Origin of the sequence: Frankia sp. CcI49, assembly GCF_001983215.1 — a bacterium.
Taxonomy (GTDB): Bacteria; Actinomycetota; Actinomycetes; order Frankiales; family Frankiaceae; genus Parafrankia; species Parafrankia irregularis.
In genome coordinates this window covers 42,444-54,828 of the sequence record NZ_MOWP01000040.1, presented here as the reverse complement: position 1 = coordinate 54,828, position 12,385 = coordinate 42,444, and the positions used below count along the sequence as shown (strand labels likewise).

Sequence of the window (12,385 nt, the reverse complement as noted above, 5' to 3'; positions counted from 1 at the left end):
CGGCCGCTCGCACCCACTCCGACCGCACCCGGTGACAGTCGCGGACAACCGGTCGGGCGTGCCGCACGTCAGGGTGATGACGACCGGGTGGGGCTCTCGGCGGCGTCGAAAGCGGGCGCGAGCGGGGCCAGCGCGCCGCGGAGCAGGTCGGGCAGCGGGCCGGAGGGTATGAGCAGTCCTGTCGCGCCGGCGCCGGTCGTGCCTGCGCCCTGAAGCCACTCGTCGAGCGCGATGCGCACGGCCGTGGCCACGCTCGCCGCAAGAACGCGGGCGGTGCGTGCCTCGGCATCGCCGAGGCGCTCGGCGATCACCGCCGCAAGAGGGGCCTCGATGCCGGCGGTGCTGTCGAGGAACGCCGCGCGCAGCGCGGTCCGGGTGGTGATCAGCAGCAGTGCCGCACGTTCGTCCTCGCGGGTGTTCGTGTACTGCTCGACCACCGCCTCGGTGACCGCGGCGGCCAGGCGCACCTCGGCGGGCCGGGCCGCCACCGCCGCCGCGATCCGTGCCTCCCGGTCCGCGGTGACGGCGGCGACGATCGCCTGCTCGCGGCTGGCGAAGTAGTTGTTGTACGTGCGTGGCGAGACCCCGGCCGCTTCGGCGATGTCCTCGACGCGCACTCCGTCCGGTCCGCGCTCCACGGCCAGGCGCAGGGCCGCCTCGCGCAGCGCCTCGCGCGTGGCCTGCTTCTTCCGCTCTCGCAGCCCCGGTGGTGATGTCACGATGCCAGCCTTCCACAGATGACTGCGTACACGCAAATTTGCGTGCGCGCATTTTTTCTGCGAGTCTCGGCTCCACCGCGACCGATGGAAGGGATGACGCCATGCGAGCCAGAGGAATGACCTACGACACCGGACTCGTCACACACGGCCGGATCTCCCGTGAGCACCTTGACCCCGTGGTCGTGCGACGCGAACTCACCGTCATCCGCGACGACCTGCACTGCAACGCGGTTCAGATCATCGGCGGCGACCCGGGCCGACTGGAGCTGGCCGCCGGCTGCGCCGCCGAGCTCGGTCTGGAGGTCTGGTTCTCGCCCTATCCCCTGGAGCTGGACCCGCAGCAGATCCTCGCGCTCTTCCGCGACTGCGCCGAACGGGCCGAGCGGCTACGGATGCAGGGCGCCACCATCGTGTTCGTCGCCGGTGTGGAGCTGAGTGTGATGAACCGCGGCTTCCTTCCCGGCGACCGCCCGGAGGAGCGGGTCACGCAGCTCATAAGCGATCCCGAGCGGCGAGCGCACGCGATGAGCGAGCTCGGCGTGCGCATCAACACGTTCCTGCGCGACGCCGCGGCAGCGATCCGCGAGCGCTTCCGGGGAAAGCTGACCTACGCATCCATCCAGTTCGAGCAGGTCGACTGGACTCCCTTCGACTTCATGACATTCGAACTGATCCGCTCAGCCGAGGTCGCCGACCGATTCCGAGAGGGGGTGCGTGCCCTGGCACGAGGCCCGAAGCCGCTGGCCCTGACCGGTTTTGGCACCGCGGCCTACCGCGGCGCGGGGGACCGGGGTGGGCGGGTACTGGAAGTTGTCGAATACGACCCGCACACCGGGGCACCGGTGCGGCTGAAAGGGATATACGAACGCGACGAGACCGGCCAGGCCGCATACCTCAGCGAACTGCTGGAAATCTTCGACACCGAAGGCGTGGACAGCGCATTCGTCTACCTCTTCGCGCTGTCCGGCTTCCCCTACCGCCCCGACGGTGACCCCCGCGACGACCTGGACCGCGCCAGCCTGGGCATCGTCAGACTCCTCGAAGGGCGCCAGGGGCATACCTACCCCGACCTGGAGTGGGAGCCCAAGGAGGCTTTCACCGCAGTGGCACGGCGGTACCGGTAGTCACGAGCCACCTTCACCCTCGGGCTACAGACGGATCACCGGTGGGCGCCCGGGACCAGGACGGGCAGTCAATACGATCGTCGACATGTCGCCGGTGTCGCGTGGACGCAAGCCGAAGAAAAGCAGGAAGCGGCCCGCCGGCCGTCCTGGCTCCGGGCAGAGGTCGGGGGCTGGGAGCCCGCGCGCCGATCCGGACTGGCCGACCGTTCTCGCGCATCTGCGGTCCCGGACGCGGCGTGGCGAGGAACCGTTCTGGTTCTGGCCAGGGATCGAGGAGATCCTCGACGAGGCCGGTGTCGTGCTGTCCGCTGACGGTCCGCGGGCACTGGAGGAGATGACGTCGACCCTGCTCGGCCGGCCGCTGCGCCTCGCCGCGCGCGCTGAGCTCGCCGGGGATTTCGACCGGTGGCTGCTGGAGGTCATCGCCGCGCTGACCGAGCGCGCTCGCGGTGAGCTGGAGGCTGGTGGCGATGGGTGGGAAGCGCCGTGGCGCCTGCTGTACGGCATCACCTCGGTCGCTGTCCCGCCGCTCGCGTTCGGCGCGACGAGCGCGCTCCGGAGCCTGGTTCCGCACCTGATCGCCGTGGCGCCGGAGCCGTCCTGGCTTGATGCGCTGCTCGAGATCGCCGCGACCGGCGAGGTGTGGAAGATGCGGGATGCCTACGGAACCCGCCTGGCGGTGATCGCCGGCTTCACCTACCCGGGCGGGCTGGACCCGTCGGTGTTCCTCTTCGATATCGACGCCTGCGGGGTGGTCACGATCGCCAATGCGGGCGTGCACGATGACGTCGCGCAGGCCGCCGCTGCCTGGCGGAGGTATGCCGGTGAGCCTGCCGCCGGCACCGAGCCGTGGCCCGTGACGACGGCCGACGACCTGGTGTGCCTCGTCCAGGCGGACCAGGACGAGATGGACCTCGATGGTGACGAGTCGGATTCCGCGTTGGACAACTGGTTTCGGGCACTGCGCCGCGGCATCGACGTGGCCGACGACTGGAAGCGGCGCGGGACACCGCTGCCGGCGTGGAAGTCCCTGTACGGCGACGCCGATCCGGAGCCGACCGCCGCGGCGTTCACCACCTGGTACACCGCCCGGCACGGCGAGCCTCCGGACGCCGACGCAGTCGACGTGCTCGCGGGGGAGTGGCTCGACGGATGCCTGCCGGAAGCCCGGCACGGCGCTTCGCCGCACCGGGTCCGGTACTTCCGGGAGGTGATGGGCGACTGGACGGTCGATCCGGTCACGGCCGAGGCGAAGGCACTTTTCCTCGACTGGATTCGATGGAACTGCGAACAGGCGGGCGTCTCCGACCGTCTCACCGCCAGGTCCGTCGCTGCCGCCGAGGCCCCGTTCGCACAGTTCCACCAGAACGGGTCGGCCTGCGCTCCGTGACCCCGACGGGACCTACGCTGGGCGTGGGCGGTTCTGGCCAACGGGACGGTCGGGCCCGCGATGGTTCATCCCACCGAGGAGGCGATCGTGTCGACGGCGCTGCCGGAGGACAGCTGGCTGCGTGCCCTGCGCCCGCAGCCCGCCCGAGTGACGGCCGCCGAGTACGAGGCGTTGCCCGAGGAGATCGCCCGGGCGATCGAGATCGTCGACGGCTATGTCATCTTCTGCGAGGCGCCGACCCCCGAGCACCAGACAGCCGGCCGGAGGCTGGCCAATCTGCTGGAGCGGCACGCCCGGGATGCGGTGCGATCCGGCCGGTACGGCTGCCTGACGGTTAACAACGATGTTGACCTGCGGCTTCGGGACGTCCCGCTGCTCAACCGGCGGCCGGATGTCATCCTCTATCGTTGCCTGGACCGTTCCCGCGGCGAGCGGCTGCGGGCCGAGCATGCCCTCCTCGTCGTCGAGATAGTCTCGCCCGGCTCGGAGACCCAGGACACCACCGACAAGCTGGGCGAGTACGCCCGGGCTGGTATTCCGCACTACTGGATCACCCGGCTCGACAACGACGGGGTGACCAGCATCGAGCGTTTCGCGCTCGACCGCGCCAGCATGGCCTACAAACACCTCGGCACCGTCATGAAGGACGAGGCCGGCCTCCCACCCGAGGTCACGAATCCCATTCCGCTCACCATCACCTGGTCCGACCTGACCTTCTGAGCGTGAAGTCCATTTCGGTCGTCGGTGTCAATGCGAGCGTCGGGTCGAAGACGGGCGTTGTCCGGCCAACCTCGTGGTGCTGCCGCTTGGCCGGGGCGCCGGACCGTGACGGCGGCTACGTAAGGTGGTTGTCCGGGCAGGTGGGTGGCGTCGGACGCGGCGGTCGGGGGTGACGATGAGTCGACGGTTCAACACCGCGGGTCCGTGTCGGCCCGGAATCGACTACATGGTGCCGGCGGCGGCGCGGCTGCCCGAGGCGCTGGGTCTCATCGAGCAGGATGGCTACTTCGTCGTTCACGCGCCCCGGCAGACGGGCAAGACGACGACGATGGAAGCGCTCGCCCGTGAGCTGACCGCCGCCGGCCGGTACGCCGCGCTGCTGTTCTCCTGCGAGTCCGGGCGGGCGTGGGAGGACGACATCGGTTCGGCGAGCCGTGCGGTCCTGGAACGGATCCGGGCGGAGGCCGATCGGGTACTGCCACTGCCACTGCGGCCTCCGGCCTGGCCCGAGGCCGCGGAAGGAGCCCTGCTCGTAGCGGCCCTGACCGCATGGGCGCGGGCCTGCCCCCGGCCGCTGGTGCTGTTCGTCGACGAGATCGACGCGCTGCGCGGGCAGACCCTGATCAGCGTCCTCAGCCAGCTACGCGATGGCTACCGCGGTCGCCCTGGCAGCTTTCCCGCCTCGGTTGCCCTGTGCGGTCTGCGCGACGTCCGCGACTATAAAGCGGCTTCCGGTGGTGACCCCTCGCGGCTTGGGACGTCCAGCCCGTTCAACATCAAGCTGAAGTCGCTGCGGCTGGGGGATTTCACGGCGGACGAGGTGCGCGAGCTCTACGGCCAGCACACCGCCGAAACCGGGCAGGAGTTCACCTCGGCCGCTGTCGACCGAGCGGTAGAGCTCACCGCCGGCCAGCCGTGGCTGGTCAATGCGCTCGCCCGGGAGATCGTCGAAGAGATCGGAGTTCCACCCGCCGAGCCGATAAGCATCGACCATGTGGAGCAGGCCAAGGAACGGTTGATCCTGGCCCGTGCCACGCATCTGGACTCGCTCGCGGCCAGGCTCGCGGAGCCGCGGGTCCGCCGCGTCCTGGGCCCGGTGCTCGCCGGGGACGTCCTGACGATCGAACCCTATGACGATGACATCGCCTACCTGCGCGATCTGGGCCTGATTGCGCAGGATCCGCCGGTGCGGGCCGCCAACCCGATCTACCGAGAGGTGATCGTGCGGGTCCTGGCCAGCCGCATTCAGGAAAGCGTGATCGCCGACCCGCGGTCGTTCGTGCGCCCCGACGGCACGTTCGACCTGCCGAAAATGCTCAGCGAGTTCACCGAGTTCTGGATGGAACACGGCGAGTTCCTCACCTCTCGCGACTACTACCACGAGGCTGCGCCCCAACTGGTCCTCATGGGCTTTCTGCAGCGCGTCGTGAATGGCGGTGGCTACGTCGACCGAGAGTACGGCGTCGGCACCGGGCGTACGGACCTGCTGATCCGCTGGCCCCACACCGCCGAGGACGGTACCCGCCGCCTCCAGCGGGAAGCTCTCGAGCTCAGGGTGTGGCGCGAGGGCCGGGCCGACCCGCTGCGCGCCGGCCTGCGCCAACTCGACGGTTATCTCGACCGTCTGGGCCTGGCCACCGGAGTTCTCGTCGTCTTCGACCAGCGCCCGAACACCGTCAACATCGTCGAGCGCACGCTCATCACCACCGTGACAAGCCCCGTCGGACGCACCATCACCCTCCTCCGCGCGTAGCCAGCGGAGGGGGTGATCCGTCGGTGGTAGTGCCCTGAAGCCGACGGCGGGGAAGGACGCATCGCGTTGAGCTGAACTGGCTACCGTCGAGAAGGACGTCAGGCGGCTGCGGTTCCGGCGTCGGAAGAGCGACTCGCGTCGGCGTCATCCGCTGCGGGACCGGGCGTCGTCTCCCGCAGCTTCAGGTAGACCGCACGGACGGCGAGGACCCGGCTGATCTCCTTGAGGACGGAGTTGAAATACCGCTGCCGGTACTCGTCGTCGGTCATCGACGAGACCGCGAAGTACATGACGCTGAAGCCGGCGAGCAGGGCGGACACTTTGACGGTCTCCACCGATATGCCGGGCAGGAGGTCCCGGGGCGCCGCACCGATCCAGCTCTTGGCGGTGCTGCTGGTGATCGTGATCAGACCGAGAAGCCCGAAGAACAGAAACACACCCACGCCGACCACGGTGGCCCGGATCAGCTGGCGGGAGGCCAGAACCAGCAGAATGTTCCGTTCTTCGGCCCGCTTGAGGCGGGTCACCTGCGTCAACGGCGCCAGCTCTGCCGCGACCGGTTCCAGGGGTGTGCCGTGGCACGCCCGCTCCAGCTCCGGGGTGGACATGGAAGTCACCAGATTGTCCAGCTCCTCGCGCAACCGGGCGCGGATGGCGAGTACGATCACCGCCGCGAACAGGACGAAAAGGAAGCCGAGGCGCCAGCGAGACAGATTCTGGGTCAGCTTCCATATATCGCCGGTGAAGAAGAGGAAGGCCGTCAGGAACAGCACGGCCGGCAGGGCGTGTCCCAGCAGGCCGAAGCTGTTACGGAGATCGCCGGCCACGTGCCGGAGCGCATGCATGAACAGCGCCACCAGCCCGTACCGGGTGGCGATGTTCGCGACCCCGAACGCAAAAGTCAGGACGACGAGCTCAAAGGTCACGATCAGAGTTAGGTCGCCGGGCTCGACCTCCTCGGGTCGGGCGACGACGTACGCTGTGGCCGCCAGTGGGGATGCCAGGAAGTATGCGCTCACCAGGATGACTGCCAGCCAGGTCGGTACGGGGGGCGGCGGRCGACGCCTGATACGGGTCACGAACAGCCACAGCGCGGTCGACAGGAGTACGGAGACGGCCAGCGTGACGCGCCAGTCGGCTCCGAGGAAGTCCTCGAACGGCTCTTCCACGGCGACCACGTCGACAAAGAACAGGAAGGGGAACATCCGGGCCAGTGTATGGCTGCGGAACCCCTGCTTCGCAATGAACTTCGGTAACGCCTGACGAAACAGCCACCATTCGGTGCGTCGCAGCATTATCGACCGTTCCTGGTCCACCATGGCAGCACCCTCTGAAATGGATTGAAGTGTCTTTTCGCGATCCGGATCCCGGCGATTCGGTGTTCCTGCTCGCCGCAGGGACCTCGAACAACAGTCGACTTCTATGGTGTGGTGTCTGTCGGGTTGGGGACGTGGCTGTGCGAGGCGGAGCTCATCGTGGGTTCCCCGCTTCGTGGTTGTGCTCTGCGTAGAGGCGGATCTCGATGCCGTCGGGGTCGTGCAGGCCGACGAGCACCGATCCGCTGCGGCCGGTGACCACCCCGCCGTGGGGCTCACCGAGGTCGTCAAGCCGTTGCTCCCAGGTCTGCAGGCCGGCCCGGTCGGGCACGCCGAGGGCGATCGGGTCGAACCCGGCGAGCGCGGCGGCCCGTGTCGCGTCGGCCCGGATGGCCAGCTCCACCGTGCCGGTGGGGTCGCGCAGCGCGAGACCCATCAGTACGCCGTCCTCGACGAACTCCAGCGCGACCTCGAAGCCGAGTACCCGCTGATACCAGGCGCGGCTGCGCGCAATGTCCGCGACCGGGAGTTTCACGTGATGAAACCCGCGTAGTTGGCCCACGTCGGTACCCATGCAGGTCCCCTCCAAGATGTCTGCGACTGGACTCTAGAGTTAGCTCTAATGTTTCGTCCAGCGTAGAGTGCAGCGCGTGGCGGACGATGTCAAGAGCGTGGCGAAGCGCGGCGCGCGCCGTGGGGAGCAGGCCCGCGCCACCCGGCGACGGATCGTCGAAGCGGGCCTGGACCTGTTCCTGCGGCAGGGCTACGCGGCCACCCGGTTGGACGAGATCGCCGCCCAGGCCGGTGTGGCGGTCCAGACCGTCTACTTCCACTTCGGCAACAAACGCACCGTGCTCAAAGAGGGCGTCGACATCCTCGCGGCCGGCGACGACGAGCCCGCCGCGGTGCTGGAGCGGCCCTGGCTGGAACGGATGCGCGAGGAGCCCGACGCCCGCAGGGCCCTGGCGATCTGGATCGCCAACAGTCGGGCGATCTTCATTCGGATCGCACCGATCATGCGGATCGTCCGCGACGCCGCCGGCACCGATCCGGACATGGCTGATCAGTGGGAGGCCAACCAGCGGCAACGCCTCACCGCCATGCGCGTCCTCGCCGAACAGCTCGCCGCCAAGCAGGGCCTACGCGAAGGACTGACCGTAGACGAGGCCACCGACATCTTCTTCGCCCTGAACAGCGTCGAGGTGTTCCACCTGCTCGCCGACTGCGGCTGGACGCCGGACCGGTGGGAACGCTGGATCGTCGACACCCTCACCGCCACGGTCCTGCGGGAGGATGCCCAACCGGCGTCGCGTGGGAGATAGACCGACGAGGTTCAGCAGGCGCGTGATCGAGCCGGGTGCATCCGCGCCGGCGATCGGGTTGAGATCGTGCGCCGGCCTGACCACGACGTCAGCGTCGCGCTCGCCTTCCGTGCGAGGACGTGTGAACCTGAACTGAGGCCGAGGCCGAGGCCGCGGGTCGCCGGCGCCTCGGCGGAGGAGGGCAGGGATCTGGCCCGCGGGCGTACGACCGCACAGGTTTCTTCGATGAGATCGACGCTCTGCGCGGGCAGCCCCTGATCGGCGTGCTCTGCCAGCTCCGGGATGGTTACCGCCGTCGTCCTAGGCTCAGCGGGGCAGGCCCAGACCTCGTTCGGCGATGGCGTTGCGCTGGATCTCGTCGGTGCCGCCGCCCAGGCGCAGGCCGGGGGCGAACAGCAGCCGTTCGATCCACGGGGCGGACACCTCGTCGTCGACGACGGTCGCGGCCATCCCGAGGATGGTGGTCGCGGCGTCGGCGCTGAGGCGGGCGTGCTCGGAGTAGAGCAGCTTCGTGGTCGGGCCGGCGGCGGCGACGGTGTGCCCGGCGGCGATGCGGGCCCGCAGCAGGTCGAGGGTGCGTTCCCGGATGGCGGCCTGGGCCAGCAGGTCCCGCACGACCGGGTCGCCGTCGCAGCCGAGGGTGCGGGCCAGGCCGACGAGCTGGGTGGCGGAGCGGGCGCTGGTGCCGCCGCCGATCGCGGCGCGTTCGCTCGCGAGCATCGTGCGCAGCACCGCCCAGCCTTCGCCGGGGGCGCCGATCAGGCCGTTCTCCGGCACGTGGGCGTCGTCGAGGAACACCTCGTTGAAGTGGTAGGCCCCGGACATCTGCCGCAGCGGGCGGATGTCGACACCGGGCTGCGCCATGGCCAGCAGGAAGCAGGACAGGCCCGCACGGCCCTCCTCCCGGCTGCCGGTGCGCGCGATGAGCAGCGCGTACTCGCTGCACCCGGCGTTGGACGTCCACACCTTCTGGCCGGTGACGGACCAGCCGCCGCCGTCGACCTTGGTCGCGCGGGTCTGCACGTTGGCGAGGTCGGAGCCGGCGCCCGGCTCGGACAGCAGCTGGCACCAGCTGTTCTCGCCGCGCAGGATCGGCGGCAGGAAGGTGGCGCGCTGCTCGTGCGTGCCGTGCCCGAACAGCACCGCGGGCACCATCTCCAGGCCGACGGCGAACATCTTCGTCGAGACGCCCCAGCGGGCCTGCTCCTCGATGACGACCTCGTCCTGCCAGTCGGGCGCGCCGTGCCCGCCGTACTCGGGCCGCCATGAGCGGCCGGCGAGGCCGGCGTCGAAGAGCCTGCGCTGCCACGCGCGGGTCACGGAGATCGCGTGCTGTTCCTGCGCGCGGTATTCCTCGGCGGTGGCGGCGCTGACGATGTGTACCGCGGAGAAGTCCTCCGGTGAGCCCTTGCGTGGCGCGTTCGCGGCGAACCACTCGTGGACACGGGCCTGGAACTCCGACCGCCCCTCGGCGGGCCGGTCGGACACCGGGGCGGGTGGGTTCGGCATCGGGTCTGCGCCTCCGCTGGGATTCATGACGACGGGCGTTCGGGAGATGTTCGGGGGCCTGCTCAGGCGGGGAGCGCGGGCAGTTCGGGCGGTTCGGGGAGTTCGGCGAGCAGTACCTGGGCGAGGCGCTGGCGGTGCTGCGCCGCGTTGCCGAACAGCTGACGGGAGCTGTGGGCCCGCTTCAGGTAGAGGTGGGCCGGGTGCTCCCAGGTGAAGCCGATGCCGCCGTGCACCTGGATGTTCTCGGTGGCGGCGGTGACGAACGCATCGCCGCAGCAGGCCTTGGCGAGGCTGGCCGCCGCCGGCAGCTCGAGCGGGCTCTCGGCCGCGGCCCACATTCCGTGGTAGGCGGCCGAACGCGCCGACTCGACGGCCAGGTGCAGGTCGGCGAGCTTGTGCTTGATGGCCTGGAACGCGCCGATCGGCCGGCCGAACTGGACCCGGGTCTTCGCGTAGTCGACCGCCATGTCCAGCACCCGCGACGCGGCGCCGACCTGTTCGGTGGCGACGGCGATCGCGGCGAGGTCGAGCACCCGCTGCAGGGCCGGCCAGGCCGTGCCGTCGGTGCCGAGCAGGCGGGCGGGGGCGGCGGTGAAGGTGAGGTCGGCCTGCCGGCGGGTCTGGTCGAGGGTCGCGCGCGGCTCGCGCCGCACCCCCGGGGCGTCGGCGGCGACCGCGAACACGCTCAGGCCGGCGTCGGTGCGGGCCACGACGAGCAGCAGCGCGGCGGTCTGCCCGTCGGGCACGAACGACTTGCTGCCCGTGACGGTCCAGCCGCCCGCGCCCGAGCCCGCGCCCGTTCCCGCGCCTCCGTCCGGGGAGGCCGTGCAGGTGACGGCGTCGGGGTCGTCCCAGCGGCCGGTGGACTCGGTGAGCGCGAGGGTGGCCAGCGTCGTCCCGTCGGCGATGCCGGGCAGGTAGTCGGCGCAGGCGCCCTCGTCACCCAGCTCGAGCAGGGTGGAGGCGGCGAGGACGACAGTCGACAGCAGGGGCGCGCACAGCAGCGCGCGCCCCGCCTCCTCCAGGACGATGCCCAGCTCGACGAATCCGCAGCCGGCGCCGCCGTACTCCTCCGGCACCGCCAGCCCCGCGATGCCCAGCTCGGCGGCGAGCTGATGCCAGACGTCCGGGTCGTAGCCCTCGGCCGTCTCCATGAGACGCCGGACCTCGGTCTCCGGCGAGTTCTTGTCGAGGAAGTCGCGGACCGTCCGGCGCAGCTCGTTCTGCTCGTCGGAGAAGGCGAGGTTCACGGGGTCTTCCTGTCGATGTCGCCGAGGTCGATGTCGCCGAGGCCGAGAACGCGAGCGGCGTTGTGGCGCAGGAACTTCGGCCACACCTCCGCCTTCAGGGGGACCTGGGCCAGCTCCGTCATGATCCGGTCGAGGCTCAGCCCCATCGGGAAGTAGCCGCCGTAGATGATTTTGTCCGCGCCACGGGTGTTGGCGTAGTCGATGATGTTCGCCGGGTAGTAGCGCGGCGAGAAGGCGCTGGTCGAGTAGTAGAGGTTCGGCCATTTGAGCATCAGCTTCACGGCGAGGTCCGTCCACGGCTCGGCGCCGTGGCGCATGACGAAGACGAGCTCGGGGAAGTCGTACATCACCTGGTCGATGAGCTCGACCCGCTGCACCATGGACGGGACCCGGGGGCCGGCGATCCCGACCGAAACGAAGACGGGGATCTCCAGCTCGACGCACTTGGCGTAGATCGGGTACATCTGCGGCGCGTCGATCGCGACCTGCGGGGAGACCCCGTGCGGGAACAGCGAGACGGCGCGGACACCCCATTCCTCGTGCATGCGGACGAGGGTGCGCAGCCCCGCCATCCCCTGGTTCGGGTCGCAGGTCCACGAGGCGACGAACCGGCCCGGGTGTTCGGTGAGCGCACGCTGGGCGACCTCGGTGTTCGCGCTCAGGCTGATCAGCGCGACGTCGAGGCCGTGGCGGTCCATCTCGCCGAGCACGAGGGCCACCGGGTCCGCGTCCTGCGCCTCGTGGGCGGTCGGCACGTCGTGGAACATGTACGACGCCGGCATCACGAAGTCCTCGCGCGACTCCTTGTCACGCAGCACCGACCGGATCTGCCGGTACAGCGCGGCCGGGTCCTGGGGGAGCCCCACCATCGTGTCGATCACGCCGAGGCCGAGCGGCCAGGGCTGGCCGTGAGTGGCCGGAGCGGCGGGGGACGGGTGCGCGGAAGCCACCTTGGACACCTTCCGTGACGTGATGCCGTGACGTGACGCCGGGACGTGCGGCGGCGACGTGATGCCGGGACGTGCGGCGATCGGTCGTGCGGCTCGTGTGGCGATCGGGTCGTGCGGCGGTCGGGGGTCGTGCGGCGATGTGATGCGGGCCGGATATGTGGTGCGGTCTGGATATCTGGTGCGGGCCGGCTGTGGTGCGGGCCGGACCGGGCTCACGATAGCCGCCAACCGGTCTCGATGTCGACATCGATATCAAGGTGCGTTACGCTCGCTCCCGCGACGGCGGACCGATCTTTCGTGGCCCTGCCCCGACGCACCGACCAGAGACCGAA

11 protein-coding genes are annotated in these 12,385 nt (G+C 70.0%); 5 read left to right on the top strand and 6 right to left on the bottom strand.

The features are described from left to right. Nucleotides 1–68: 68 nt before the first annotated feature. A complete protein-coding gene (locus CcI49_RS34215) occupies nucleotides 69–722 on the bottom strand; it encodes a TetR/AcrR family transcriptional regulator (RefSeq protein ID WP_054566603.1) in 654 nt (217 codons plus the stop codon). A 113-nt stretch (nucleotides 723–835) separates the two neighbouring features. Here CcI49_RS34215 and CcI49_RS34210 point away from each other — a divergent pair, with 113 nt between their 5' ends. From CcI49_RS34210 to CcI49_RS34195, 4 genes are all read left to right on the top strand, one after another. Further along, nucleotides 836–1,843, top strand: a complete 1,008-nt coding sequence (locus CcI49_RS34210; RefSeq protein ID WP_054566286.1) for a hypothetical protein — start codon at nucleotides 836–838, stop codon at nucleotides 1,841–1,843. Nucleotides 1,844–1,928: 85 nt separating this feature from the next. Beyond that, nucleotides 1,929–3,233: a hypothetical protein gene (locus tag CcI49_RS34205; RefSeq protein WP_076833537.1), complete on the top strand. Its 1,305-nt coding sequence runs from the start codon at nucleotides 1,929–1,931 to the stop codon at nucleotides 3,231–3,233. An 87-nt stretch (nucleotides 3,234–3,320) separates the two neighbouring features. Further along, nucleotides 3,321–3,953: a Uma2 family endonuclease gene (locus CcI49_RS34200; protein ID WP_076833628.1), complete on the top strand. Its 633-nt coding sequence runs from the start codon at nucleotides 3,321–3,323 to the stop codon at nucleotides 3,951–3,953. 175 nt (nucleotides 3,954–4,128) lie between these two features. Beyond that, complete coding sequence (locus CcI49_RS34195; RefSeq protein ID WP_076833626.1) at nucleotides 4,129–5,706, top strand: ATP-binding protein; 1,578 nt, start codon at nucleotides 4,129–4,131, stop codon at nucleotides 5,704–5,706. A gap of 98 nt (nucleotides 5,707–5,804) precedes the next feature. Here CcI49_RS34195 and CcI49_RS34190 read toward each other — a convergent pair whose 3' ends face one another. Both CcI49_RS34190 and CcI49_RS34185 read right to left on the bottom strand, forming a co-directional pair. After that, nucleotides 5,805–7,025 carry a hypothetical protein gene (locus CcI49_RS34190; RefSeq protein ID WP_076833535.1) on the bottom strand — a complete coding sequence of 407 codons (1,221 nt, stop codon included), beginning with the start codon at nucleotides 7,023–7,025 and terminating at the stop codon, nucleotides 5,805–5,807. A gap of 151 nt (nucleotides 7,026–7,176) precedes the next feature. Further along, nucleotides 7,177–7,596, bottom strand: a complete 420-nt coding sequence (locus CcI49_RS34185) for a VOC family protein (RefSeq protein ID WP_076833532.1) — start codon at nucleotides 7,594–7,596, stop codon at nucleotides 7,177–7,179. Nucleotides 7,597–7,672: 76 nt separating this feature from the next. Here CcI49_RS34185 and CcI49_RS34180 point away from each other — a divergent pair, with 76 nt between their 5' ends. Beyond that, entirely contained in the window at nucleotides 7,673–8,344 is a 672-nt protein-coding gene (locus CcI49_RS34180) for a TetR/AcrR family transcriptional regulator (RefSeq protein ID WP_076833624.1), read from the top strand. A gap of 306 nt (nucleotides 8,345–8,650) precedes the next feature. Here the strand turns inward: CcI49_RS34180 and CcI49_RS34170 are convergent, their stop codons facing one another. The 3 genes from CcI49_RS34170 to CcI49_RS34160 form a co-directional block, all read right to left on the bottom strand. Beyond that, nucleotides 8,651–9,853 carry an acyl-CoA dehydrogenase family protein gene (locus CcI49_RS34170; RefSeq protein ID WP_076833530.1) on the bottom strand — a complete coding sequence of 401 codons (1,203 nt, stop codon included), beginning with the start codon at nucleotides 9,851–9,853 and terminating at the stop codon, nucleotides 8,651–8,653. A 62-nt stretch (nucleotides 9,854–9,915) separates the two neighbouring features. Further along, on the bottom strand, nucleotides 9,916–11,103 hold the full coding sequence (locus CcI49_RS34165; protein WP_076833528.1) for an acyl-CoA dehydrogenase family protein: 1,188 nt from the start codon (nucleotides 11,101–11,103) through the stop codon (nucleotides 9,916–9,918). Beyond that, nucleotides 11,100–12,053 (bottom strand): amidohydrolase family protein, encoded by a 954-nt coding sequence (locus CcI49_RS34160; RefSeq protein ID WP_347280163.1) that lies wholly within the window; start codon nucleotides 12,051–12,053, stop codon nucleotides 11,100–11,102. The genes CcI49_RS34165 and CcI49_RS34160 overlap by 4 nt, the downstream gene beginning before the upstream one ends. Nucleotides 12,054–12,385 lie beyond the last annotated feature (332 nt).